21 protein-coding genes are annotated in these 24,823 nt (G+C 64.8%); 12 read left to right on the top strand and 9 right to left on the bottom strand.

Annotation, left to right across the window (positions count from 1 at the left end):
- Positions 1-5: 5 nt before the first annotated feature.
- The gene (locus EWH10_RS09095; RefSeq protein ID WP_025548123.1) at positions 6-725 is read right to left on the bottom strand and encodes a TetR/AcrR family transcriptional regulator; all 720 of its coding nucleotides are present in this window, start codon (positions 723-725) and stop codon (positions 6-8) included.
- A gap of 109 nt (positions 726-834) precedes the next feature.
- Between EWH10_RS09095 and EWH10_RS09090 the strand changes: the two genes are divergently transcribed.
- The 10 genes from EWH10_RS09090 to EWH10_RS09045 all read left to right on the top strand — a co-directional run bounded on the left by EWH10_RS09090 (position 835) and on the right by EWH10_RS09045 (position 13,676).
- Positions 835-1,869, top strand: coding sequence for a phosphotransferase family protein (locus EWH10_RS09090; protein ID WP_044662068.1), 1,035 nt, complete (start codon positions 835-837; stop codon positions 1,867-1,869).
- A 22-nt stretch (positions 1,870-1,891) separates the two neighbouring features.
- Complete coding sequence (locus tag EWH10_RS09085) at positions 1,892-2,632, top strand: SDR family NAD(P)-dependent oxidoreductase (RefSeq protein ID WP_044663116.1); 741 nt, start codon at positions 1,892-1,894, stop codon at positions 2,630-2,632.
- A gap of 23 nt (positions 2,633-2,655) precedes the next feature.
- Positions 2,656-3,882 (top strand): acyl-CoA dehydrogenase family protein, encoded by a 1,227-nt coding sequence (locus EWH10_RS09080; protein WP_044662067.1) that lies wholly within the window; start codon positions 2,656-2,658, stop codon positions 3,880-3,882.
- Positions 3,883-3,914: 32 nt separating this feature from the next.
- On the top strand, positions 3,915-5,246 hold the full coding sequence (locus EWH10_RS09075) for an MFS transporter (protein WP_130029949.1): 1,332 nt from the start codon (positions 3,915-3,917) through the stop codon (positions 5,244-5,246).
- On the top strand, positions 5,246-6,781 hold the full coding sequence (locus EWH10_RS09070; protein WP_044662065.1) for an AMP-binding protein: 1,536 nt from the start codon (positions 5,246-5,248) through the stop codon (positions 6,779-6,781). The genes EWH10_RS09075 and EWH10_RS09070 overlap by 1 nt, the downstream gene beginning before the upstream one ends.
- A gap of 5 nt (positions 6,782-6,786) precedes the next feature.
- On the top strand, positions 6,787-8,865 hold the full coding sequence (locus EWH10_RS09065; protein WP_044662064.1) for a PQQ-dependent dehydrogenase, methanol/ethanol family: 2,079 nt from the start codon (positions 6,787-6,789) through the stop codon (positions 8,863-8,865).
- Positions 8,852-10,927, top strand: coding sequence for a 3-hydroxyacyl-CoA dehydrogenase NAD-binding domain-containing protein (locus EWH10_RS09060; protein WP_044662063.1), 2,076 nt, complete (start codon positions 8,852-8,854; stop codon positions 10,925-10,927). Before EWH10_RS09065 ends, EWH10_RS09060 begins: the two co-directional genes overlap by 14 nt.
- A complete protein-coding gene (locus EWH10_RS09055; protein ID WP_229742537.1) occupies positions 10,924-12,075 on the top strand; it encodes a thiolase family protein in 1,152 nt (383 codons plus the stop codon). The genes EWH10_RS09060 and EWH10_RS09055 overlap by 4 nt, the downstream gene beginning before the upstream one ends.
- A 3-nt stretch (positions 12,076-12,078) precedes the next feature.
- The gene (locus EWH10_RS09050) at positions 12,079-12,507 is read left to right on the top strand and encodes a Zn-ribbon domain-containing OB-fold protein (protein WP_065846189.1); all 429 of its coding nucleotides are present in this window, start codon (positions 12,079-12,081) and stop codon (positions 12,505-12,507) included.
- Between the two features lie 155 nt (positions 12,508-12,662).
- Entirely contained in the window at positions 12,663-13,676 is a 1,014-nt protein-coding gene (locus tag EWH10_RS09045; RefSeq protein ID WP_229742539.1) for an SMP-30/gluconolactonase/LRE family protein, read from the top strand.
- Between the two features lie 48 nt (positions 13,677-13,724).
- On the opposite strand, the gene EWH10_RS09040 is transcribed toward EWH10_RS09045, so the two are convergent.
- The 8 genes from EWH10_RS09040 to EWH10_RS09005 form a co-directional block, all read right to left on the bottom strand.
- On the bottom strand, positions 13,725-14,705 hold the full coding sequence (locus tag EWH10_RS09040; protein WP_044662061.1) for an NADPH:quinone oxidoreductase family protein: 981 nt from the start codon (positions 14,703-14,705) through the stop codon (positions 13,725-13,727).
- 3 nt (positions 14,706-14,708) lie between these two features.
- A complete protein-coding gene (locus EWH10_RS09035) occupies positions 14,709-15,347 on the bottom strand; it encodes a nuclear transport factor 2 family protein (RefSeq protein WP_048577119.1) in 639 nt (212 codons plus the stop codon).
- Between the two features lie 2 nt (positions 15,348-15,349).
- The gene (locus EWH10_RS09030; RefSeq protein WP_025548101.1) at positions 15,350-16,357 is read right to left on the bottom strand and encodes an LLM class flavin-dependent oxidoreductase; all 1,008 of its coding nucleotides are present in this window, start codon (positions 16,355-16,357) and stop codon (positions 15,350-15,352) included.
- Between the two features lie 25 nt (positions 16,358-16,382).
- Positions 16,383-18,779 (bottom strand): CaiB/BaiF CoA-transferase family protein, encoded by a 2,397-nt coding sequence (locus EWH10_RS09025; RefSeq protein WP_130029948.1) that lies wholly within the window; start codon positions 18,777-18,779, stop codon positions 16,383-16,385.
- A 152-nt stretch (positions 18,780-18,931) separates the two neighbouring features.
- A complete protein-coding gene (locus tag EWH10_RS09020; protein ID WP_025548097.1) occupies positions 18,932-19,582 on the bottom strand; it encodes a flavin reductase family protein in 651 nt (216 codons plus the stop codon).
- A 15-nt stretch (positions 19,583-19,597) separates the two neighbouring features.
- Entirely contained in the window at positions 19,598-20,407 is an 810-nt protein-coding gene (locus tag EWH10_RS09015; RefSeq protein WP_044662057.1) for an enoyl-CoA hydratase/isomerase family protein, read from the bottom strand.
- Positions 20,408-20,503: 96 nt separating this feature from the next.
- Positions 20,504-21,235: a TetR/AcrR family transcriptional regulator gene (locus tag EWH10_RS09010; RefSeq protein WP_025548094.1), complete on the bottom strand. Its 732-nt coding sequence runs from the start codon at positions 21,233-21,235 to the stop codon at positions 20,504-20,506.
- Between the two features lie 164 nt (positions 21,236-21,399).
- The gene (locus tag EWH10_RS09005) at positions 21,400-23,451 is read right to left on the bottom strand and encodes a PQQ-dependent dehydrogenase, methanol/ethanol family (protein WP_371873084.1); all 2,052 of its coding nucleotides are present in this window, start codon (positions 23,449-23,451) and stop codon (positions 21,400-21,402) included.
- Positions 23,452-23,620: 169 nt separating this feature from the next.
- On the opposite strand from EWH10_RS09005, the gene EWH10_RS09000 reads away from it, so the two are divergent.
- Positions 23,621-24,391, top strand: a complete 771-nt coding sequence (locus EWH10_RS09000) for an enoyl-CoA hydratase/isomerase family protein (protein ID WP_044662055.1) — start codon at positions 23,621-23,623, stop codon at positions 24,389-24,391.
- 5 nt (positions 24,392-24,396) lie between these two features.
- Positions 24,397-24,822, top strand: a complete 426-nt coding sequence (locus tag EWH10_RS08995; RefSeq protein WP_048577113.1) for a Zn-ribbon domain-containing OB-fold protein — start codon at positions 24,397-24,399, stop codon at positions 24,820-24,822.
- The last annotated feature ends 1 nt before the right edge of the window (position 24,823 follow it).

Below are 24,823 nucleotides of genomic sequence, written 5' to 3'. Positions count from 1 at the left end.
CCTTCTCAGCCGACCGGCCCCGGCGGCTCCGGGATCGCGGCCCCTGCTCCACCGATCCGTGCCAGCATGTCCTTCGGAAGGTCGGCCGGCGCGTCCAGCAGGGCGACCAGCGACTGCATGAAATGTTCGAGGCTGGATTCGCTGCCCCACATGGGATGCGCGCGGCTGCGGTCGGCCAGGGCGCGCTGCCGCGCGGAAAGCACGGCGCTGATATAGGCGCCCATGAAGACGAAGCGCTGGTTCTGAAGCGCGGGCGGCAGATGGGGCATCAGTCGGCGCAGATGGTCGAGACAGCGGCCATAGGCGCGGTTCCACGCCGGATCGATCGCGTCCAGCATCATGTCCCTGTGCGTCATGGCGAAGATCACGATGAACTGGACATAATGATCGTCCGACAGGCCCAGCACCGGCTCTATCAGGATGTTCACCACCTGCCGGATGGTGCGGGGGCCGCCCTGCTCCTCCAGCAAGTCCAGCGCGGCATTGCGTTCGCGATCCAGCGCCACCGCGCCGTCCATGACGATGGCGCGGACCAAGGCTTCCTTCGACCCGAAATAATAGCCGACCGCGCCGTGATTCTTCTGCCCCGCCGCCGCTGCGATCTCCCGCACGGTGACGCCGTCGACGCCCCGTTCCGCGAACAGGCGCAACGCGACTTTCTTGATCTGCCCGGCAGCGGCGCTGCGAGCGGCATCATCGGCCCTGGCGAGTTGAAGTCTGACCATGTGTGCATTTTTCTCATTGCCAAGAGCGTTCGTCAAGTGCATTATCCAATTGATCTAATCGACGGTCGAACAGTCGAGAAAAGCGAGGGATGCCCTAGTGAAATCGTCCGTGGAATCAGCATCGGGACCTACGGTCGACATCGAGTCGCTGACGGCGTGGATGACGGACCGGGGACTTGGCTCCGGCCCGCTGACGGACGTGACGCCGCTCGCGGGAGGGACGCAGAATATCCTGCTGCGCTTCAGCCGCGACGGGCGCGACTATGTGTTCCGCCGCCCCCCTGCGCATCCCCGCCCGAACAGCAATGAGACGATGCGGCGGGAGGCGCGGCTGCTGCGCGCTTTGGCCGGGACGAACGTGCCGCATCCGGGGCTGATCGCGGATTGCGGCGATGAGAGCGTGATGGGCGTCGCCTTTTACCTGATGGAGCCGGTGGACGGTTTCAATCCGGTCGGGCAATTGCCGGAACCGCATGCCGGTTCGCCCGCGATGCGCCATGCCATGGGGCTGGCGCTGGTGGACGGCATCGCGGCGCTGGGCGCGCAGGATCATCAGGCGCTGGGATTGAGCGATTTCGGAAAGCCGGAGAATTTCCTCGGGCGGCAGGTGGATCGCTGGCGGTCGCAACTTGCGGGCTATGGCGAGTTTGACGGGTGGACGGGGCCGCAAGCGCTGCCTTCGGTCGGCGCGGTCGGGGACTGGCTGGAGCGGCATAGGCCGGACCGGTTCACGCCCGGCATCATGCATGGCGACTATCATCTGGCCAATGTGATGTATCGCAAGGATGGGCCGGAACTGGCGGCGATCATCGACTGGGAACTGGCGACCATTGGCGATCCGCTGCTGGACCTGGGTTGGGTGCTGGCCACTTGGCCGGACGGGAAGTCGGAAAGCACCGTATCGGTCAGGCCGTGGGACGGTTTTCCGAGCGCCGGGGAACTGGTGACGCGCTATGCCGAAGGGTCGGCGCGCGATCTGTCTGCGGTCGACTGGTATCATGTGCTGGCCTGCTACAAGCTCGGCATATTGCTGGAGGGCACCCATGCCCGCGCCTGCGCCGGGAAGGCGCCGCGCGAGACCGGCGACAGGCTGCATAGCCGCGCCATCCATCTGTTCGAACGCGCTGAGGCGCTGATCCGCTGACATGCATGAGAGGGAATTTCCTTTGACCAACGAACTCGACTTCACCGGGAAGACGGTGCTGGTGGTCGGCGGATCGAGCGGCATCGGCAACGGCATGGCGCAGGCCTTCCGCCAGCGGGGCGCGCAGGTCCATGTCTGGGGCACGCGGGCGAGCGCGGCGGACTATGCGGGCGAGGAAGGGTCGGACCTTGAAGGCGTCGGCTATACGCAGGTCGACGTCAGCGATGCGGCGGCGATTGCGGCGACGCCGGTGCCTTTCGACAGGCTGGACGTGCTGATCCATTCGCAGGGCACGGTCCTCTACCGGCGGCAGGAATTCCAGGCCGAGGGCTGGAACAAGGTGATGGCGGTCAATCTCGACTCCATCCTGCATATTTCCAACCTCTGCCGGGAGGCGCTGGCCGCCGCCAAAGGGACGATCATCGTCGTCAGCTCCATCGGCGCGTTCAAGGCGACGTTCGGCAATCCGGCCTATGCGGCGTCGAAGGCGGGCGCGGTCAATCTGGCGCGGGCGCTGGCGATTGCCTGGGCGGGCGACGGCATCCGCGTCAACGGCATCGCGCCCAGCCTGGTCGACACCAAGATGACCAAGGTGACGATGGACAATGACGAGCGGCGGGAGCGCGCCCTGGCCCGGATACCCATGGGCCGCTTTGGATCGGTGGAGGAAATGGCGGGAGTGGCGCTTTTCCTCGCCTCCCCCCTTGCCGGTTACATTTGCGGGCAGACGCTGGTCGTGGACGGCGGCCTCACCCTTAGCTGAATTTATCCGAGAAGGATCGAGCGATGGATTTCGAATATTCCGACAAGGTGAAGGCGCTGCGGGAGCGGCTCATCGATTTCATGGACGCCCATGTCTATCCGATCGAGAAGGAGCGCGACCATTTCCACCATGACCCCGCGAACCTGTGGAAGCGCTGGCCGGGGACGGAGGAGATCAAGGCGAAGGCGAAGGAAGCGGGCCTGTGGAACCTGTTCCTGCCGCATGAATATGGCGAATGGAGTCCCGGCCTCACCAATCTGGAATATGCGCCGCTGGCCGAGATCATGGGCCGGGTGATCGGGTCTTCGGAATATTTCAACTGCTCCGCGCCGGACACGGGCAATATGGAGGTGTTGGCGCGCTATGGCACGCCGGAGCAGCAGGAGAAGTGGCTGAAGCCGCTGCTGGATGGCACGATCCGCTCCTCCTATGTGATGACGGAGCCGGAGGTGGCTTCTTCGGACGCCACCAATGTCGCCACCACCGTCATCGCGGACGGCGACGATTATGTCATCAATGGCCGCAAATGGTGGATTTCGGGGGCGCTCGATCCCCATACGAAGATATTCATCCTGCTGGGCAAGACGCCCAATGACGGGCCGCGCCACAGGCAGCATTCGCAGATTCTGATTCCCGCCGGCACGCCCGGCATCGAGATCGTCCGTCCGCTCGACGTCATGAATGCGGTTCATTCGCCCGGCGGCCATGCGGAGATGGTCTTCAAGGATGTGCGCGTGCCCAAGGCCAATCTGATCCTGGGCGAAGGGCGCGGGTTCGAGATCGCGCAGGGTCGCCTGGGGCCGGGGCGCATCCATCACTGCATGCGCCTGATCGGGCAGGCGCAGCGGGCGCTGGAATATATGGCGCGACGGGTGGAGAACCGCGTCGCCTTCGGGCGGAAGCTGGCCGATCAGGGCAGCATCCGGCAGGACATCGCCCTCTCCTTCTGCGAGATCGAGCAGGCGCGGTTGCTGACGCTGAAGGCCGCCGATGCGATGGACCGCTATGGCAACAAGGTCGCCAAGGACCTGATCGCCGCCATCAAGATCGTCGCGCCGCGCATGACCCAGACGGTGGCGGATCGCGCGATGCAGGTGTTCGGCGGCATCGGCATGTCGAGCGATTTCCCGCCCGCCGCCGCCTTCATGAATGCACGCTACCTGCGCTTCGCGGACGGTCCGGACGAGGTGCATATGGCGCAGCTTGGCAAGCTCAAGATCGCTGAACTGAACGAACTGCCGGTGCGCTGAAGATTTTGAGCGGAAAGGCGAGGATCATGCTGATGAGCGCCCGGAACCAGAATGACAGCCGGACCAATCCGGGCCTTGGCAGCGCCTGGTGGATGGTGGCGGTTCTGTTCGGGCTCTATGTGCTGAGCTGGGTCGACCGGCTGATCGTGTCGATGCTGGTGACGCCGATCAAGGCGCATCTGCTGCTGTCCGATGTGCAGATCAGCATGATCACCTCGACCTCCTTCGCGATCTTCTATGCGATTTTCGGCCTACCCTTGGGTTGGGCTTCGGATCGGTTTTCCCGGCGCTGGATCATCTTCGGCGGCGTGGTGATATGGGGGGTCGCGACCACGGCCTGCGGCTTTGCGCAAAGCTATGAGGCGCTGCTGATCGGGCGCATCTTCGTCGGGATCGGGGAGGCGGCATTGCTGCCCGCCGCCTATTCGCTGATTGCCGACGCCTTTCCTTCGCACCTGCTGACGCGGGCGACGTCGACCTTCCAGACGGCGGGCAAGGTGGGATCGGCCACGGCCTTTGCGCTGGGCGGCGTCGCCATCGCCTTTGCGACGGCGCATAGCGGCATCCATATTCCCTTCCATGGCCCTGCCCAGCCCTGGCAGTTGGTCATGATGATGGTCGGCGTGCCGGGCATATTGCTCGCCCTGCTGCTGTTCACCTTCCCCGATCCGGGCCGCCGCCGTACGCCCGGTACCGCCGCGAACGGGGAGCAGAAGGGACTGATCAAAGCCTTCGTCACGCAGAACTGGAAGCTGCTGGCGCTGATGCTGGTGGGCACGTCCGCCCTCGCCATGTGCGGCTATTCCATGACCAACTGGGTTCCCGCCTATATCGAGCGGCATTTCGGGTGGAAGCCGGTGCAATATGGCTTTGCGCTGAGCCTGATGAACATCGTGTCCGCCGTGTCGCTGGTGGTGAACGGGTGGATCGTGGACAAGCTGTTCGCGCGGGGCATGAAGGACGCGCATCTGCGCTTCTACGGCTGGCTGATCCTGGGTTTCCTGCCGGTGATCGCCTACATGTTCTTCGCGACGAACCCCTATGTCTTCCTCGCCTGCTATTGCGTGGCGCAGTTCATCACCGTGCCTTTCATGGTCTATGTTTCCTCGGTCATGGGGCTGATCGCGCCAGCGACGATCCGGTCGCGGATGCTGGCGTCCTTCCTGTTCGTCTTCACCATATTGGGCCAAGGCGCGGGGCCCGCCATCGTCGCAGCGCTGACCCAATATGTGTTCCATGACGAGGGCGCGCTGGGCCGGTCGCTGGCGGTCGTGGTCACGGTCAGTTCCATCCTTGCCCTCATCTCCTTCCGCATGGCGCTGAGATACCTCGCGCCGGCCATTGCTTCCCGAAAGGACGTCTGATGTCTTTGACCATCGGCGGGGTCGATCCCGCGCGCCGCGACCAGCTTGCTCTTGCCGACGAGCGGGTGACCTATGACTGGCACCAGTTGGACGAACGGCTCAACCGGGCGGCCAATGCGCTGAACGGGCTGGACCTCACCGAACGGCGCGTGGCGGTGTTCGCGCCCAATAGCGCGGAGACGGTGATCGCCTATGTCGCCTGCCTGGAAGCGGGCATTTCGAGCGTGCCGGTGAGCTTTCACCTGACGCCTTCGGAGGCGGCCTATATTTTGAAGGACAGCGGCGCGGTGGCGCTGCTCGTCGGGCCGGAGACGATGGAGGCGGGACTTGCCGCCGCGGGGGAAGCGGGCGTCGGGACCGTGATCGGCTGGCGCTGCCCGGATCGGGAAGGCGTCATCCATTGGGAGGAGTGGCTGGCGGCGGCTTCGGCGCAAGAGCCGGACCATGATGTGCCGCCGCTGCCGCATCTCCACTATACTTCCGGCACGACCGGACGGCCCAAGGCGACCGAGACGCCGCCGCAATATTTCCCTCGCGTCGCGACCGTGAAGGCCCTGGCCGAAGCGATCCGGCCGAAGATCACGCCCTCGCCGGGCATTGCCGTGGGGCCGCTTTATCATACCGGGCCGCTGGGCATGGCGCGCAATGTCTTCGGCGGGATGAGCCTTATCACCGTCGAGCATTTCGATGCGGAAAGGACGCTGGCGCTGATCGAGAAATATAAGGTCAAAGGCTCCGTGATGGTGCCGACCCATTTCCAGCGGATGCTGGCATTGCCGGAAGAGGTGCGGGCGAAATATGACGTGTCGAGCATCCAGCGGCTTGCCCATACCGGGGCGGCCTGTCCACGTGCGGTGAAGCAGGCGATGATCGACTGGTTCGGGCCGGTGCTGGTGGAGGCCTATGGCGGGACCGAGGCAGGGTCGACCACCTTCATCACCTCGCAGGAATGGCTGGAGCGGCCGGGCTCCGTCGGCAGGGCGCTCGCGCCGTTCGAGACGGTTATTTATGGCGAGGATGGGCGGATACTCGGTCCCAATGAGGTCGGTCAGGTCTATTTCCGCGACACGAGCGGTTACGGCATCGTCTATCGCGGCGATCCGGAGAAGACCGCCGCTGCGCATATCGCGCCGGGCGTCTTCACGCTGGGTGAGATGGGCTATGTCGATGAGGAGGGCTATCTCTTCATCACCGACCGGGTGTCCGACATGATCGTGAGCGGTGGGGTGAATATTTACCCCGCTGAATCCGAGCATGTGCTGCTGCGCCATCCCAAGGTCGCGGACGTCGCCGTGGTGGCCGCGCCCAATGCCGAAATGGGCGAGGAAGCGCGGGCGCTGGTCATTCCCAAGGACGCGGGCGATCCGCCTACGGCTGAGGAACTCAACGCCTTCTGCCGGGCGAATCTGGCCGGGTATAAATGCCCGCGCGGCTATGAGATGGTCGACGACATCGGCCGCACCATCATGGGCAAGGTCAACAAGAAGGCGCTGCGCCAGCGCTTCTGGCCTTCTGATCGCACCATCGGAGGGTGAGTTTCATGCGTTGTGTTCTGCCCCTGCTGCTGTTGCTCGCCGCCTGCGCGCCTTCGGGTGAGGCGAGGCGTGATGGGAGCGATTGGCCGGGCTATGGTGGGATCGATGAGAACCACTATAGTCCGCTTACCGAGATCAACGACGGCAATGTCGGCAAGCTGAAGCTCGCCTGGTATCATGACATCAGCGGCGGCGGGTCGAGCCTTTCCGCGCCCATCGCGGTGAACGGCATCCTCTATTACGCCTCGGGCTATAGCGTCATCCATGCGCTGGATGCCTCGACCGGGCGGGAACTGTGGACCTACGACCCGCAAAGCTGGAAGGTCGCCGGGCAGAAGATGCGCGCCGCCTGGGGCATTCGCGGCATCGCCTATGATAATGGCATGGTCTTCACCGGGACCATCGACGGGCGGCTGATCGCGATCAACGCCCGATCCGGCCATCCCGTCTGGACCGCGCAGACCATCGGCAAGGATGACGAGCGCTACGTCACCGGCGCGCCCTGGGTGTTCAAGGGGAAGGTCATCATCGGCCATGGCGGCGCGGACTTCGCGCCGATCCGGGGCTATGTGACCGCCTATGACCAGAAGACGGGGAAGCAGCTCTGGCGCTTCCATACCGTGCCGGGCGATCCCAAGCTGGGGTTCGAGAACAAGGCGATGGCGATGGCTGCCCGGACGTGGACCGGCCAGTGGTGGAAATATGGCGGTGGCGGGACGGCATGGAACGCCATGGCCTACGACCCCAAATATAACCGCATCTATATCGGGGTCGGCAATGGTTCTCCGTGGAATCAGAAGATCCGCTCGCCGGGTGGCGGGGATAATCTCTTCCTCTGCTCCATCGTCGCGCTGGACGCGGATACCGGCGAATATGTCTGGCACTATCAGACCAATCCCGGCGAGACATGGGACTTCAACAGCGCGATGGACATCGAGCTGGCCCGGCTCAAGATCGGCGGGAAAGAGCGCGACGTGCTAATGCACGCGCCGAAAAACGGCTTCTTCTATGTGATCGACCGGGAGACGGGGAAGCTGATCTCCGCCCGCAATATCGTGCCGGTCAATTGGGCCAGCGGCATCGACGTCAAGAGCGGGCGGCCCGTCGAGAATCCGGCGGCGCGCTATCCGGGCGGCAAGGCGGCGATCGTCTACCCCTCCCCCTTCGGCGCGCATAATATCGAGGCGATGTCGTTCAATCCGGGGACGGGGCTGGTCTACATCCCGACCATGGATCAGGGGCGGGTCTATATCGATCCGGCCGAGCCGTTGCAGGGCTGGAAGCATCTGGACGGCCAGCGCATCAGCGTCGGCACGGGCGCGCCGCCTGCGGGCGTGGCGCCGGACCGGCCCGCGACCAGCTTCCTGCTGGCCTGGAATCCGGTGACGCAGAGCGAGGCATGGCGCGTGCCCATGCCCGGCATCAGAGGCGGCGGCGGCACGGCGACCACGGCGGGCAATCTGCTGTTCCAGGGCAATGCGGCTGGCAGGTTCATGGCCTATGCGGCGAACAGCGGCAGGCCGCTCTGGTCCTTCGACGCGCAGACGGCGGTGATGGCGCAGCCGATCACCTACAGAGCGCGTGGGCGGCAATATGTGACGGTGATCGCCGGTTCCCGCTTCCCCAGCGCCACCGGCATGGGGCGGGAATGGAATTATCGCACGCAGCAATGGCGCGTCCTCACCTTCTCGCTCGATGGCAAGGCCAGCCTGCCGCCCGTCCAGCCCGTGGAAACGCCGGTGATCGACATGCCGGATTTCGCCGTCGATCCTGCCAAGGCCGCCATCGGCGCGGGCGTGTTCGGTCAGCGTTGTTCCATCTGCCACGGCGCCAATGCCGTGTCGGGCGGCGCAGCCCCTGACCTGCTGCAATCGGGCGTGCCGGTCGACAAGGCCAGTTTCGAGCAGGTGCTGCACAAGGGCATTTTGCGCGAGCGGGGCATGCCGCGCTTCGAAGAACTGACCGACGCAGAGATCGAAGGTCTTCAACATTATTTCCGCCAACGCGCTCGTGAAGTGCTGGCTGCGCAAGCCGCAGGCAAGCCGGGCGCCCAGACACATAGAGGCTTGAATGAAGGTCAATGACGTCGTCACCTATGAGGTGGACGGTCCCATCGCGGTCATCACGGTCAATTCGCCGCCGGTGAACGCGCTCTCCAACGCCGTGCGGCAGGGCGTCGCGGGCGCGGTGCAGACAGCCATCGGGGATAACGGCGTGGGCGCCATGGTGCTGATCTGCGAGGGGCGCACCTTCTTCGCCGGGGCGGACATCACCGAATTCGGCAAGCCGCAGGTCGAACCCTCGCTGCGCAACCTGCAACTGATCGTGGAGAATGCGACCAAACCGGTGATCGCCGCGATCCATGGCACGGCGCTGGGCGGCGGGCTGGAGCTGGCGCTGGTGGCGCATTATCGCATCGCCGTGCCTTCGGCCAAATGCGGGTTGCCGGAGGTCAATCTGGGCCTGCTGCCCGGTGCTGGCGGCACGCAGCGTCTGCCGCGCATTGTCGGGGTGGAAAAGGCGCTCGACCTCATCACGTCCGGCGCGCCGGTCGGCGCGAGGGCCGCGAAGGAGATGGGGCTGGTCGATGAACTGGCGGCGGAAGGCAATCTGCGCGCTGACGCCATCGGCTTCGCCCAGCGCCTTCTGGACGAGGGGCGCCCGCTGCTCAAGGTCCGGGACCGTAGCGAGAAACTGGACGAAGCGCGCGGCAAGCCGGAAATCTTCGCGGACTTCCGCAAGGCCAATGCGAAGAAATTCCGGGGCTTCAAGGCGCCGGAGCATATCATCCGCTGCATCGAGGCCGCGCTGGAGAAGCCCTTTGACGAAGGCATGGCCTATGAGCGCGAACTGTTCAATGAGCTTCAGGCCGACAGCCAGTCCGCCGCCCAGCGCCATGTCTTTTTCGCGGAGCGGCAGGCGGCCAAGATCGTGGGGCTTGCCGCCGACACGCCGACCCTGCCCATCGCCAAGGTGGGGGTGATCGGCGCGGGCACCATGGGCGGCGGCATTGCGATGAACTTCGCCAATGTCGGCATCCCCGTGACCATCGTCGAGGCGAAGCAGGAAACGCTCGACCGCGGCCTCAAGATCATTCGCGGCAATTATGAAACCACCGCGAAGAAGGGCAGGATGAAGCCCGAGGATGTCGAAACCCGCATGGGCCTGCTGACCGGATCGGTGGCGATGGAGGATTTGGCCGACTGCGACCTGATCATCGAGGCGGTGTTCGAAAATCTCGACGTGAAGCGGGAGGTTTTCGGCAAGCTCGACAGGATCGCCAGGCCCGGCGCGATCCTGGCTACCAACACCAGCTATCTCGACATTGACGACATCGCCGCCGCTACGTCCCGGCCGGAAAGCGTGGTCGGGCTGCACTTCTTCTCGCCCGCCAATGTGATGAAGCTGCTGGAGGTGGTGCGCACCAAGGACACCAGGCCCGAGATCATCGTGACCGCGATGAAGCTCGCCAAGACCATCGGCAAGATCGGCGTGCTGGTGGGCAATGGCTTCGGCTTTGTCGGGAACCGCATCCTTGCGGCGCGGAATGCACAGGCGGACCGACTGGTGCTGGAGGGCGCGACACCCTGGGCGGTGGACAAGGTGCTGTATGACTTCGGCTTTGCCATGGGGCATTTCCAGATGCGCGATCTGGTGGGGCTGGATGTCGGCTGGAACCGCGAGGCGACCAGTTCCGCCAATGTGCGGGAAATCCTCAACGAGATGGGCCGCCATGGGCAGAAGACGAAGGGCGGCTATTATGATTATGACGAGAACCGCAGGCAAACGCCCTCCACCGTCGCCATGCAGGTCATCGAGGACTTCGCCGCAAAACAGGGCATTGCCCGGCGCGCGGTGAGCGACGAGGAAATCCACGACCGCATCCTGTTCGCCATGGTGAATGAGGGGGCGCGGATTCTGGACGAAGGCATCGCATCGCGGGCGTCGGACATCGATATTGTCTGGATCACGGGTTATGGCTGGCCGAAATATCGTGGCGGGCCGATGTTCTGGGCTGATTTGCAGGGTCTGCCGGTCGTTCTCGAAAAACTGAAGGCGCTGGAGGCCGCGCATGGCGAGGCGTTCAGCTCCTCCCCGTTGATCGAGCGGCTGGTGGCTGAGGGCAAGGGGTTCAAGGACGCATGATCAGAGGAGACCGCATCGCCATCACCGGAGTCGGTGAAACCCCCTTCCTGCGCAAGGGCGAGGAGGGCGTCATGAAGATGATGACCCGCGCCAGTCTGGCGGCGATTGCCGATGCGGGCCTGACGCCCAAGGACATAGACGGCTATATCTCCAACAAATATGCGGGGCATGGGTCGGACGAGGTCGCCTTTGCCATCGGCGCAGGGGAGAAGCGTTTCTGCGCCACCACCGACAGCGTGGGCGGCACGGCGACGTCGGGGCAGGCGCTGCAACTGGCGCAGATGGCGATCGAGGCGGGTCTGGCCCGGCATGTGCTGGTGCCCTATGCGATCCAGTCGACCAAGCCGGGCGGCGTCTATGGCTTCCATGCGCGCGAACCGCAAAAGGCGGGGATCGAAATGCCGGTCGGCTTCTTCGGCCAGCCCACCTATTTCGCGACCATGGCTAACCGCTATGCCCATGAATATGGCATGACGGAGGAGGAGCAGGCATCCATCCCCATGACCTATCGCGCCTGGGCGGTGCTGACGCCGGGCGCGCAGCGGCGCGATCCGATGGACCTCGAAGCCTATCGCCAGTCGCCCATGATCTCGACGCCTTTGCGGGCGGCGGATTGCTGCCTCACCACCGATGGCGGCGGCGCCTATGTGGTGAGCGCCATTGAGGAAGCGCGGGATATGCCGCATCCGGTTGTGAGCGTGCAGGGGCTGGGGCTGGGCTTCAACAACTGGCCGCAGGGGGTGCTGTTCACCCAGACGCCCTGCACCTACGACTTTCCCGGCGAGGTTTCCGCGAAGCTCGCCTATGCCATGGCGGGCTGCGATCCCAAGGATCTGGACCTCGCGCAGATTTATGACGGCTTCACCATCTCCGCGTTGGTGCAGACGGAGATGCTGGGCCTGTGCGAGCGGGGCGAAGGGCCGCGCTTCTATGCGGCGGGACATGGGATGCCGGGCGGGCGGATGCCGATCAACACCAGCGGCGGGCACATGTCGGGCGGCTATGTGCCGGGCATGAACCTGCTGATCGAGGCCGTTCGGCAGTTGCGCGGGCAAGAGGGCGAACGGCAGGTGCCGGACGCGAAGCTCTGCGCCGTCGCAGGGCTTGGCGGCAACAATCATTCCACCACCATATTGGCGCGGAGCTGATCCATGGGCATTCCTATTTATCCCCCCAAGATCGAAGATCCGCTGTTCCAGGGCTATTATGACGGGCTGGAAGCGGGCGAACTGCGCATCACCGCCGACGCCGGGACGGGGGAATGGATATGGTATCCGCCCGAGGTCATTCCCGGAAAGCCCGACGCCGTGCTGGAATGGCGGCCGGTTTCGCCGGAGGGCAGCGCTTACACCTTCACCACCGTGATCCGCAGCCTGCTGCCCGGGGATCATAAGGCGGAGGTGCCCTTCACCGTCGTTATGTTCGAGCCGGACGATGCGCCGGGCGTGCGGGTGCCGGGGCTGCTGGTTGGCGCTGAAGGCGTGGAACCGCGCTGCGGGATGCGGTTGAGGTTCCAGCCCGTGCAGGCGGGGGATCACAAGATCGCCGGCTTTGCGCCTGTGGGGGTGATGAAGGAATGACGAAACGATTCTCCGACCTCTCCCCCGTTCGCCCTGAGCTTGTCGAAGGGCTTCACTTCTCTTCACGAAAGAAAGGGGCTTCGACAGGCTCAGCCCGAACGGGGAGAGGTGGTGATAAATTATCCAAACTCTCTCTGACACGGCGGGAAATTCTATTGGGCGGGGCAAGCATCACTCTCGCCAGTTGCGCGCCATCCGCTGGGATAGGACGCGCCACACCGCCAAAGCCCTTCACCCTCACCGATTTCACCCTCGTCCGAGATGGCCTCGATGCTCCCGAAGGCATAGCGAGCAGCCCCGATGGCCGCCTGTTCATCTCCAATGGCGGTGGCGCCATCGGCGTGCTGGAGCGGGATGGCGCATTGCGGCAGATCGGTCAGGCTCTCGCGCCCAATGGCGTGGCGGTCGACCGGGAGGGCCGCGTCATCGTCGCCAATATGGGCCTGCTCAACAAGGGGCCGGGGCCATTGCAGCGGATCGATGTCGCGACGGGAACGGTCGAGACGCTGGTGTCGGAACTGGAGGGGCGGCAGTTGGTCGCCTCCAACGGTCCGGCGACGGCGCGCAATGGCGACATTTACTGCACGCACAGCAGTTGGGGGCCTATCGGCAATATCGGCACGACCACGCCCGCCGGCTTCATCTACAGGGTCGCGCCCGATGGCAAGGCCGCCATCGTCGCGCGCGCTCTGCGGGGGGTGAACGGTCTCTGCCTCGATCGTGAGGAGCGCTTTGTTTATGCATCGCTGACCGCTGAAGGGCGCATAAGGCGCTGGCGGCGGCAGGCGGACGGATCGCTCATCGATCCGCAGGATTATGGGCCGCAATTGGGTGTCGTGATCGCGGACCATCAGGCGAAGGACATTCGCGCTATGGCGGCGGCTGAGCGCGCGGATCTGGGTTATTGCGACGGCATCGCTTTCGATGCGGCGGGCAATCTTTGGGTGACGCTGCCCTTCGCCAATCGGATCGTTGCGATCACGCCGGATGGGCGGAAGGTGGATATTGTCCATGATCCCGAAGGCAGAATGCTCTCCAGCCCGACCAATCTTTGCTGGGGCGGAGCGGATTTGCGCGACCTTTACGTCGTCTCGCGGGCAAGCGGCGTGGTGGTGAAGGCGCGGACGGATATTGCGGGCCTGCCGTTGGCGAACTGGCCTGCGGCTTAAAGCGACATACTTCCGCAAAGGCAGGAGCACGTCGCTCTGTCGGGAAGCTTAGCTCGCCAGCTCGATCACGATCTTGCCCTGCACCTTCCGGTCCATCATCCAGCGGATCGCCTCACAGCTTTCCTCGAAGGAGAAGCGCTTGCTGACTTCGGGGCGCAGGCCGCCCTCCTCATACCAGCGATAGAGCTGCGCCATATTTTCCGCATGGATGTCCGGTTCGACGCGACTGTGCACTCCCCAGGTCACGCCGATGATGGCCGCCGTCTTCACCAGCGGCAGGTTGAGCGGGATTGCCGGGATCGTCCCCGCCGCGAAGCCCACGACCAGATAGCGCCCGTCCCAGCCCATGGTGCGAAAGGCGGGTTCCGCCAGCGCGCCGCCGACCGGATCGAAGATCACATCGACGCCGCGTTCGCCCGTCAGGGCCTTCACCGCCTGCTTGAGATCGTCCTGCGCATAGTTAACCGTCTCGTCAGCGCCATGGGCGCGGGCAAGGGCGAGCTTCTCCTCCGTCGAGGCGGCGGCGATCACATGCGCGCCCATCCGCTTGCCGACCTCGACCGCCGCGAGGCCGACGCCGCCCGCAGCGCCCAGCACCAGCAGCGTCTCGCCCGGCTGCAACCGGCCGCGCTGGCGCAAGCCGTGGAGCGCCGTCGCATAGACCATGGTGAAGCCCGCCGCCACGTCGAACCCCATCCCCTCCGGGATCATGGCGGTACGGAAAGCAGGCGCTATCGCAAATTCAGCGAAGGCGCCTTCGAAGGGGATGGTCGCCACCCTGTCCCCGATGCGAAAGCCGGTGACGCCCTCCCCCAATGCATCGATGATGCCCGCCGCCTCGCTGCCCGGAATGAAGGGCAAAGGGGGCTGCCTCTGGTACAGGTTCTGGATCATCAGCGCGTCGGGGAAATTGACGCTGGCGGCCTTCACCCGGAAGCGGATTTCGCCCGCCTTCGGTTCCGGAACGGGCACATCCGCGAAATGCAGTTCTTCCGGCGGCCCATGATGTTCGCACAGCAGCGCCCGCATCGGTCAGTTCCCCAGGAACTGTTGGCGCATCTTGTAATAATCGTCGCTCGGATATTTCTCGCTATGCTGCCCCGCCGGCCATTGCGCATAGGGGATTTCCGACGGGAAAGCGGGCGAGGTGTAATCCGACAGGCCGCGGCGGCGGATGATCTTCCACACACCGTTGCGCCGTTCCAGATCGTCGAGATAGCGGCCCTGGAAGAAGACATCCTCCTCGCCCATGCCATCCTTCCGGTCGCGGCGATGCTGCGCGAAATAATAGCATTCGGAGAAGGCCTTATCCCCCTTCACCTCGACCGAGACGTTCGAGATATGGTGGCAGGCATATTTGAGCCCCGAGATGATCTTGAAGGCGAAACCCACGAAATCGGAGGATTTGCCTTCGAACTTCCCATGTTTATGCGTCGATTCCGGCCAGAAGAGCGAGCGCAGCAAGGCCTCGTCCGCCCGGTCGTTGGATCGGGCATAGGCATGGAGCAATTCAGTGATCGCATGCCTGGATTCGATCACATCCAGACGCTCGGCCATGCTCATCGGCTTGTCTTTCCCTTTTGCGGGTGCGGCCGAAGCCTGACCCACCGCGGCCAGTCCGAAAGGAACGGCCAGCATGGCGGCCAGCGTGCCGCGACGGTTCTGCTCCATGCTCATTCTCCCGGAATTTCCAGCAGGCCCGGCTCCGCCTTGAGCCGGGGCAGCACTTCCTTCTCGAACAGGCGCAGGCTGCGCCAGGAGACTTCGGGGTCCAGCCCGCCCAGCAGCGCGTGGAACGTGACCGCCGTGCCGCGTCCCAGATCCTTGAGATAAGCGAAACATTCGTCCGGCGTCAGCAGCTTGATATTGGGCATGGCCTTCAGCCCTTCGATCGTTTCGGCCGCGCTGTAGCGGGTCTGGCCGGTGCCGCGTTCCTGCGCCCACTGCGCATAGGTGTTGGTCGCATAGGCGACATGCGGCGCCACCAGCGGCCAGTCGCGGTCCGGATCGTCCGAGACGTAGAGGAAGCTGGCGGCGGGCTTGCGCAGCTCCTCCGGCGGTCCGAAGCCGGCCTTTGCCCGCTCCTCCTTGTAGAGCGTGAAGAGGTCCGGATGGCCGGGGAAATATTGATAGCCGCCCTTGGCCGCACGGATGGCGGACTTGTCGGTCGAGCCGCCCATGTAGATTTTCGGGCCGCCCGGCGTGGCGGGCGCGGGCGTCACGCGGACGGTGCGGCCGCGAAATTCGAAGGGCTCGCCGGTCCAGGCGTTCTTCAGCGTCGCCATCGCCTCATTCATGATGGCGAGCCGCTTGCCGATGTCGCGGTCGAACATCTCGAATTCATGCGGGCGATAGCCCATGCCCGCCGTGAGCCAGATGCGGCCCGGCGCGATATTGTCGAGCACGGCGAGGTCTTCGGCCAGGCGCAGCGGATCGTGCATCGTCACCACCAGGGCGGAAAGATGCGCGACGATATTCTGTGTAGCGCCAAGGATCGAAGCGGCCTGGATCATGGAGGACGGGCAATAGCCGCCCTCCGCGCCATGATGTTCGGCCAGGAAGACCTGGGTGAAGCCAAGCCCGTCGGCCCATTGCGCCTGCTCGATCGCGGTGCGGTACAGCAGCGGATGCGGCGCGCCGAAATCCGGGCGGTTCATGTCGTAGCGAAGGTTGAGTTGCACCTTGGCGATTCCTCTCTTTATCGTGTCAGGCGGCGGAGACGCGGGACTGGATGCGGCCCTTCACATCCGCAGCCTGCATCGCCCTGCCGCTGTCGATCAGCGCGTCGATCTCGGCATCCGAATAGCCGATCTCGCCCAATATCTGCCGCGTATGTTCGCCGAGGCGCGGGGCGGAGCCTTTGGCAAGGCCCGGCGTGCGGCTGAAATGCATGAAGCTGCCGAACTGGCGGACATGGCCATACATGGAGTCGAAATTCTCGATCACGCGGTTGCTGGCCGTCGCCCACTCCTGCCAGAGTGCCTCCCGGACCCAGCTCGTTTCGCGGGCGATCTCGCTCGGCGCGCCGGCCGCTTCCAGCAGGGCGTGGGCGTCTGCGCTGCTCTTGTCCGCGAAAAAGGGCTTCAGCGCGTCCAGCAGCGCCGCGTCGTTGGCGGACCGGTCGCGGGGCGTGGCGAAGCGGGGATCGGCAAGCCATTGCTCCTGCCCCACGGCCTTGGCGAGCGCGGCGAAACGTTCGTCCGAACGGCAGGAGATGCAGAGCCAGCCGTCAGCGGTCCGGTAAATCCGGTCGAGCGCGTTGAAGCCCGCCTGTTCCTTGTCCAGCCGGAAGCCGTAGACGACCTTCCTGTCGGCATCGAGGAAATGTTCGGACGTGGTCCACAGGCTGGAATGAAGCTGCGGGATTTCCATATAATCGCCCCGGCCGGTGACGGCGCGATGTTCAAGGCCCATCAAAATGCCCGCCGCGCCGAGGAAACCGTTATTATAATCCTCATTGCCGAACACGGCGCGGGTCGGCGGATTGCCTTCGCCGCCGCCCTCATAGAGCAGGCCGGTCCAGCCCGACACCAGCGGCGCAAAGCTCTTGAGCAGCGACTTCGGCCCCCGGGAGCCGTAGCCGGGCAGATAGACGTAGAGCAGGCGCGGGTTGAGCTTCGACAGCGCCTCATAGCCGATGCCGAGCTTGTCCGCCTTGCCGGGGCGAAGGTTGTGCGTGACGACATCGGCCGTCGCCACCAGCTTCAATGCCGCTTCGAGCGCTTCGGGATGTTTGAGGTTGAGCACGATGTCGCGCTTGCCGCGTTGGGCGGCGTCGAAACAGTCGGGCAGCGGGCGCATCTGGTCGCCGCCGGGGGTCTCCACCTTGATGACGTCGGCGCCAAGGTCGGACAGCAGACGACCGCCATAGCCGACCGCGAAGAAGGAGGAGAAGTCGACCACCTTGATGCTTTCCAGCGGCCGGTCGAGCGGCTTGCCGTCGGCGGCGAGCGCGGTGCGGCGGCGGGCGATCAGGTCCGTCAGCGCTTCATTGTCCGCGCCCACTTCCGGCGCGGGACGGGGCGCGGCGGCGGGGGCATTGGCCATGCGCACGGCGGGCGCAGCCTGGTAGATGGTGCCGAAATCCTTGTCCGGCATCGATATGCGCTGGCCGACAAACTCCACCTGTTCGTCCAGCAGCACTTCGGCGGGCTCCAGCACCGGCAGCGCCGCCACGTCCGCCGCCTGGAACATGGTGATCCATTCGGCGCGCGGCCGGGTCTTGAAGGCGTCGAAAATCTCGACGCGGGCGATATGATATTCCTCGTCGGTCAGCGGCACCGACATTTCCGGCGCGGTCACGGTCTGGATACGGTCGCCAAAGCCCAGCACGTCCATCGCCGCCTTGAAGCCGCCCTGCCCGCCGGTATGCATCTGGAGATAAAGGCCGTCCGCACATTCGAACATGCCCGTCACCAGCCGGGTCTTGCCGAAACGGTCCACCGCGCCGGAATCGCCCGCCTTGATGTAGCTGATCCCCTCTTCCTGCCACCAGTTGTTCATCGGTGACTGGGCCAGCATGGCGTCGAGCAGGGATGCCTCCACCTGCTGCCCCTTGCCGATATGGCGGCGGGCGCGGATGGCCGACAGCGCGCCGATCACGCCGAGGAAGGCCTGCCCATAATGCAGCGCCGGATGGCCGAGATAGACCGGGCCGGGGCGGAAGCTGCTGGAGCGGTCGATCATCGTCCCGAGCAGCGCGGCAGCGAGGGATTCGCCATGGGGCCGATCGGCAAAGGGCGTGTCCGAACCATAAGCGGTGAGCGCGCAGACCACCAGTTCGGGGAAATCGCGTCCCAGGCTTTCACTGTCGAGGCCGAGGGCGGCCGCATCCTTCTCTTCCAGCGCGTGGATGAAGATGTCCGCGCCTTGCAGCAGGCCGCGCAACGCCTGGAGGCCGCCGGCTTCCCGCACATCCAGTTCGACGCTGCGCTTCGACCGGTCCCAGGCCTTGCGGCTGAGGTCGTGGGCGAAGAAGGCGCCGCCTTTCGGCTCCACCTTCAAAACGTCGGCGCCATGGTCCGCCAGCAGCATGGCGGCAATGGCGACAGGCATTTGGTCCGCCAGTTCAATGACGGTCAGATGATCCAGGGGACCGGGCATCTCATCACTCCTATGGCGGGCGCGGCCCGCTGCCTTTTTTTGCGGAATTATCTTATGGCTTCACATCGTCCGACGGATCGAAAAATGATCTTTGATGCAGAAAACACCAGTTCGGCCCCAAGCGCAAGTAATTTTGCACCATGGGTTCAAATTCATTCCGCCGCCCTGTCCTTCGCCATGCGCGACGGGTCGTAGCGGGGCCGGTCCATCTGGAAACTGTCGCCATTGCGGACATACCAGCCGCTGCCATGGGTCCGGCCGATCAGCTTCATCGCGGGCGTGTCGAAATAGACCCGTTCCCGGTCGGTGATGAACTCGTCGCGGATATGGGCCATCAGGATTTCGCCGATGACCACCGTCTGCATCGCGCCGATGTCCATCGCGGCGACCTTGCGGCATTCGAAGCTGACCGGGCTGGTGGCGATGCGCGGCGGCGCGACCAGCTCCGACGGCGCGGTCTGGATGCCGGCATAGTCGATCTCGCTGACGTCGGCGGGCGCGTCGACGCTGCAGAGGTTCATCCTTTCGGCGTCCGCCTCGCAGACGAGGTTCACGACGAACTCGCCCGTCGCGATGATGTTGGACGCGGTGTTCTTCAGCCCCCGGGACACCGGTTCCTTCAGCAGCCCCAGCGCAACCAGCGGCGGCTCGGTGCCTACGCAGTTGAAGAAGCTGTAGGGTGCGGCATTCACGATGCCTTCGGCGGATTGGCTGGTGATCCAGGCGATCGGGCGCGGCGTGATGGTCGAATTGACGATCTTGTACCGCGTGACCATCGGAAGGGCGCGCATGTCGAACTGCATGGGTCGGACCCTCCGTTATTCCGCGGCCCTGGCGGCGGCTTTCGCGGCGGCGCGCGCCTTGAAGCGTTCGCGGGCGCGGGGCACTTCCTCGCCCGCCTGGCAGATGTGGCAATAGGCCAGTTCCAGCGCGTGGGCCGTCGCCAGATCGCCGCTTTCCGCCTGCTGGAGCAGCCGCTTGGTCAGTTCGACGGCATGGCGATTGCCGTCACCGATCGTCCGGCCGAGCGCCAGAGCCTCCTCCACCGCGCTGCCCGGCTTCACCACGCGGCTGACGAGGCCGAGCGACAGCGCCTCCGCCGCATCCAGCGTCCGCCCCGAAAAGACGATCTCCGCCGCCCGGGCCCGGCCCAGTTGCCTGGTCAGGAACCAGGCCGCGCCGCCATCGGGAACGAGGCCGAATTCCAGGAAGGGCGCGCCGAAACGGGCATTGTCCGCCGCGAAGATCATGTCGCAGGCCATGGCGAGGCTCCACGACACGCCGAACGCGCCGCCCTCCACCGCCGCGACCGTTGGAATGGGCAGCGCTCGCAAGCGGCCGATGATCCGCTGTCCCATTTCCAGCCGCGCCGCCAGCGCCAGCGCGCCTTCCCCCCTTGCGGGCGGCAGCTTCACGTCGCCGCCATTGCTGAAATAATCCTCCGCCCCGCTGATGATGAGCAAACGCGCGGGCGTCGCATTCTCAAGCGCGTCGAGCGCGGCGGAAAACTGCTCCCACATGGCGAAGGACACGGTGTTCTTCGCGCGGGGCCGGTTGAGGACGATATGCGCGATCCCCTGATCCTCAGACAAGAGCAGCAATTCGGGGGTTTCGCTCACCGCGTTCATCTCTCTCGCTCTCCATTCCCGCCCTTTCGCCAGGGGCAGGAACTGACTAGCCGACAGCGCGCGACTCTTCAAGTAAATTTGCATCCATGTGCAAATTCATGCCGCCACCTTGGGACGCTGGGGCATCGGCAGGGCGTCCATGCCGCGGTCGGATATGTCCTTGATCAGCGCCTCCACATCCTTGCGGGCCGCGCCCTTCAGCGCGCCCAGCAAGGATGTCAGATAGCTTCCGACCAGCCGCACGATGATCTGGTCGTCGGGAATCCGCCCCTGCGCCCAGTCGTTGATCGTCGCATATTCGAATCGCACCAGATCCTCGACCAGCTTGTCGACCTCGACCCAGGGCTGGAGCTGCTTCTTCGCCTCCAGCACCTCGATCCACTGGCGGTTATGGTGGACCGCGGGCGAATGCATCGCCGCCCAGATGTCATGGTCGACATCGGAACTGAAATAGAGCGCCATGATCGCCTTGATATAATTGCGGATCTTCCGGTTCCGCTGCACGACGGAGATCATGCGCTCCAGATTGTGCTGCATCGTGCCGGGTTCGCTGGAATAGGCGATGCGGCTCACATATTCGTCGAAATATTCCTGAATCGCCGACGCGATCATCCGTTCGCGAGTCTGGAAGGCGTTGTAGAGGGTTCGCTTGGCAACGCCGGCGCGCTGGCCGATCTCATTCATGCTGAGCGCGGCAATGCCCTGTTCAGCGATAACCTTCCGGGTTTCCTCCAAAATCCGGCGGCGGCGCTCGATAATCGCCGGACTGGAATAGGTCTGCGGCCGCTCTCCGCCTTCCTTCAATTCTTCGTTCGCTTTACTCGCCAAGATCGCTCGCCTTCATTGCCCAACACTCATCCCAAGTGCCGGGATCATAGCGGGATTGGATGATGGTGCAAATTCATCGTCTTCATGACGCATGAACCCCGCCCCGCCCGAAGGCGAAGCGGGGCTGCCATGCGCCCGTAAAGCGGGTGGGGCCTGCATCCGCGTCACTTGCCCTTGGGCGCGGTTTCGCGCGCGCGCTGACGGATATAGTGCCGTAGCCCCTCCAGTTCCGCGTCGCTCAACTGCGCGAAGGACCCCATGCCCCGCGACATCAGGGCACCGTCATGCACCACCGACCTGAAGGTTTCAGCGTCCAGCGGCACGCCCGACTTGCGCAGGTCCGGCGCCGCGCCGCCCGCGACCATGCCCGAGCCATGGCAGATGATGCAGCTGCTGTTGTAGATGCCCGCCCCCACTTTCGCCTTGTCGGCGTCCACCACGAAGGCTGGATCGTCCTGGATCGGTTCGTCCACGGGATCGACCCTGGGCAGCTTCCGGGCCCCGCCGATGGTGAAGGTCAGCAATCGCCGCTGCTGCTGGCGATAATCCCAATTGGGCGAATTGGCGAAGCTGCTGCGGAAGCCGGTGATGACGCTGACATATTGCCGGCCGCCGACCGAATAGCTGATCGGCGCGGAAAGTATGCCGTTCTGCGCCGGCCAGGACCAGAGCTTGCGCCCCGTCGTCGCGGAAAAGGCGTTGAACATGCCGTCATTGGTGCCCTGGAACACCAGATTGCCCGCCGTCGCCAGCGTGCCGCCGTTGAACACGCCCGGCTGGGGCACGGACCAGGCGATCCTGTTGTTGGCGACGTCATAGGCGACCAGCTTGCTCGTCGCGGCGGGCGGGACGAGGTTGGCGGGCGGAGCCCCCAGGCCGGTATTCACCATCATGCCGGGCTTGTACGTCCAGCCCTTCACATTGGCCGGATCGACGAAGACCCGGCCGCCCTCCATCACCGGGATATAGCTGTAGCCCGTCTTCGGGCTGAACGACATGGCCTGTATGCCGTGCGCGCCATTGGGGAAGGGGTACATCATGAACGGCTTGCCGTCGGGATATTGCGCCTCCGGGTTGATCTCCGGCCGCCCCGTCACGGGATCGATGCGCTTGGCCCAATTCTGCCTGGCGAACTCGCCCGCCTGGATGAACTTGCCGGTTTCGCGGTCGATGGCATAGAAGAAGCCGTTCTTCGGCGCGTGCAGCAGCACGGACCGCATCCGGCCGCCGATCATGACATCGGCCAGTTCGATGTCCATGGCGTCGTTCCAGTCATGGCTGTTTTCAGGATTGACCTGATAGTGCCAGACATATTCGCCGGTCTTCACGTCCAGCGCGACGATGGAGGAGAGGTAGAGATTGTCGCCGCCGCCGGGGCTGCGGATCTTGATGTTCCACGGAAAGCCGTTGCCGGTGCCGATATAGATGCGGTCATATTTTGCGTCATAGGCCATGGCGTGCCAGACGGAGCCGCCCCCGCCCCATTTCCACCATTCGCCACTCCAGGTCTTGGCGGCTGCCTCCATCGCCTTGTTCTCGAAACCCTTGGCCGGATCGCCGGGCACGACATACCAGCGCCAGGCTTTCTTGCCGGTCTTGATGTCATAGGCGGTGACATAGCCACGCGTCGGACTGTAGTCCGCGCCCCCGAAGCCGATCACCACCTTGTCGCCGGCGACCCATGGCGGGCCGGTGATATAGCCGCCCTCCGCCTCGTCCAGCGTCTTGACCGACCAGCGCGGCTTGCCCGTCCCGGCGTCTATCGCGATCAGGCGGCCTTCGCGGGTGGCGGTGAAGACGGTGCCGTCCTTATAGGCGATGCCCCGCGTGCCCCATCCCGCGCGCATCCGCCATTTGGCTTCCGGTTGACTGGCGACGTCGGGATCATATTGCCATAGCAGCTTGCCGGTTCGCGCATCGACCGCGTGAACGACGCTGAGTCCTACCGCGAAATAGATGACGCCATTGACGGCCAGAGGCTGGGTATAGCTGTCGAAACTGTCGACATCATAGGACCAGGCAAGGCCGAGCTTTCCGACATTCTGCTCCCGGATCTGCGCGAGCGGGCTGTAATGCTGTTCCTTGTCGTCGCCGCCGAAGCTGGACCAGTTGGCCCCGGCCGGAGACGCGCTCTCCGCCGAGCGGGAAACCACCCCCGTGGAGAGCGCGAGCAGCGCGGCGCCCGCCGCCATGACCGTAAAACCTGCCTTCCTCATCGATCTCCCATCCTCCGTCGGGGCGCCCAAATGCCGCCTTTTATTGCACCATCGTGCAATATTGTGCCGTTGTCAACGCGACTCAGCGATTGACAGGACGGAATTTCCCCATTTAATATTGCACCAAAGATCATATTTAGGAGAAGGACGTGCGCCGCAGCGCCCCGTCATGACCGTCCGGATCGCAAGCCAGGGCCGCGTCGGCATCGTGACGCTCGATCAGCCCGGACGGGCGAACGCCTTCACCATGGCCATGCGGGAGGAAATCTGGCGCGCCTTCGACGATCTGGCGGAGGATGAGGATGTCCGCGCCGTCATCCTGACGGGCGCGAACGGGCAATATTGCTCCGGCGCGGATACCGGCGACATGGGCCATCAGGGCACGGCCGCCTTCCTGCGCCGGATGCGCTGGCTGCACCGGATGGTGAAGGCGGTCGCCGGCATCCGCAAGCCGGTGATCGCGGCGGTGGACGGCGCCTGCGTAGGCGCCGGCTGGAGCCTGGCGCTGGCCTGCGACATCGTCATCGCCACGCCGCAAGCGCGCTTCTGCCAGAGCTTTGCGCGGATCGGATATGTGCCGGACGCAGGCGCCGTGTGGCAGCTCAGCCGGTTGGTCGGGCCGATGCGCGCCAAGGAAATCGTCTATTCCGCCCGCATGGTCGACGCGCAGGAGGCTTTGCGGCTGGGGCTGGTGCTGGAACTGGTGGAAAGCGAAGCGCTGATGGCGCGTGCGCTGGAACTGGGGGCATCCCTGGCCGAGGGGCCTACGCTGGCGATCGGCATGGCGAAGCGGCAGTTCGAGGCCGCGCCGGGCCTGTCGCTGGATCAATATCTGGAACTGGAATTCGCCATGCAGCCGCTGATGGCGACGACGCAGGACCATTGGGAAGGCTTGGCGGCTGCGCGGGAGAAACGGCCGCCGCATTTCGGGGGCTCATGAAACCGATGCCGCAAGCCGCCTGCCCGCAACGGCCGCTTCCCCTTCCCGATCCGCTTTCGGAACCCTTCTGGGCTGCGGCGCGGCGGCACGAGCTGCATATGCAGAAATGCGACGCCTGCGGCTGGATGGCCTATCCGCCGGAGGTCGCCTGCCGGAACTGCGGCGGCGCCGGTTTGGGCTTCACGCCGCTATCGGGACGCGCGACGCTGCATAGCTGGACCGTGCTGCACGACCCGCCCTCGCCCGGCTTTCGCGACCGGCTGCCCGTCATCCTGGCGGTGGTCGAACTGGAGGAGCAGGCGCGCCTGTTGATGAGCGGCAACCTTGTGGACATCGCCGCCGATGCGCTGCGCATCGGCCTCCCCCTCGAAGCGCGGTTCGAGGATGTGACCAAGGACTGCACGCTGGTGCAGTTCGGCCCGGCGCGCTGAC

Origin of the sequence: Sphingobium fuliginis (assembly GCF_004152845.1) — a bacterium.
Lineage (GTDB): Bacteria > Pseudomonadota > Alphaproteobacteria > Sphingomonadales > Sphingomonadaceae > Sphingobium > Sphingobium fuliginis.
The sequence above is the reverse complement of the archived record's forward strand: the minus strand, read 5'-3'. Positions and strand labels throughout refer to the sequence as shown.

Coding starts and splice junctions, on each gene's coding strand:
- EWH10_RS09095 (WP_025548123.1), bottom strand. CDS start 725: ATGGTCAGACTTCAACTCGCCAGGGCCGATGATGCCGCTCGCAGCGCC.
- EWH10_RS09080 (WP_044662067.1), top strand. CDS start 2,656: ATGGATTTCGAATATTCCGACAAGGTGAAGGCGCTGCGGGAGCGGCTC.
- EWH10_RS09075 (WP_130029949.1), top strand. CDS start 3,915: ATGAGCGCCCGGAACCAGAATGACAGCCGGACCAATCCGGGCCTTGGC.
- EWH10_RS09070 (WP_044662065.1), top strand. CDS start 5,246: ATGTCTTTGACCATCGGCGGGGTCGATCCCGCGCGCCGCGACCAGCTT.
- EWH10_RS09065 (WP_044662064.1), top strand. CDS start 6,787: ATGCGTTGTGTTCTGCCCCTGCTGCTGTTGCTCGCCGCCTGCGCGCCT.
- EWH10_RS09060 (WP_044662063.1), top strand. CDS start 8,852: ATGAAGGTCAATGACGTCGTCACCTATGAGGTGGACGGTCCCATCGCG.
- EWH10_RS09055 (WP_229742537.1), top strand. CDS start 10,924: ATGATCAGAGGAGACCGCATCGCCATCACCGGAGTCGGTGAAACCCCC.
- EWH10_RS09050 (WP_065846189.1), top strand. CDS start 12,079: ATGGGCATTCCTATTTATCCCCCCAAGATCGAAGATCCGCTGTTCCAG.
- EWH10_RS09040 (WP_044662061.1), bottom strand. CDS start 14,705: ATGCGGGCGCTGCTGTGCGAACATCATGGGCCGCCGGAAGAACTGCAT.
- EWH10_RS09035 (WP_048577119.1), bottom strand. CDS start 15,347: ATGGAGCAGAACCGTCGCGGCACGCTGGCCGCCATGCTGGCCGTTCCT.
- EWH10_RS09025 (WP_130029948.1), bottom strand. CDS start 18,779: ATGCCCGGTCCCCTGGATCATCTGACCGTCATTGAACTGGCGGACCAA.
- EWH10_RS09020 (WP_025548097.1), bottom strand. CDS start 19,582: ATGCAGTTCGACATGCGCGCCCTTCCGATGGTCACGCGGTACAAGATC.
- EWH10_RS09015 (WP_044662057.1), bottom strand. CDS start 20,407: ATGAACGCGGTGAGCGAAACCCCCGAATTGCTGCTCTTGTCTGAGGAT.
- EWH10_RS09005 (WP_371873084.1), bottom strand. CDS start 23,451: ATGAGGAAGGCAGGTTTTACGGTCATGGCGGCGGGCGCCGCGCTGCTC.
- EWH10_RS09000 (WP_044662055.1), top strand. CDS start 23,621: ATGACCGTCCGGATCGCAAGCCAGGGCCGCGTCGGCATCGTGACGCTC.
- EWH10_RS08995 (WP_048577113.1), top strand. CDS start 24,397: ATGCCGCAAGCCGCCTGCCCGCAACGGCCGCTTCCCCTTCCCGATCCG.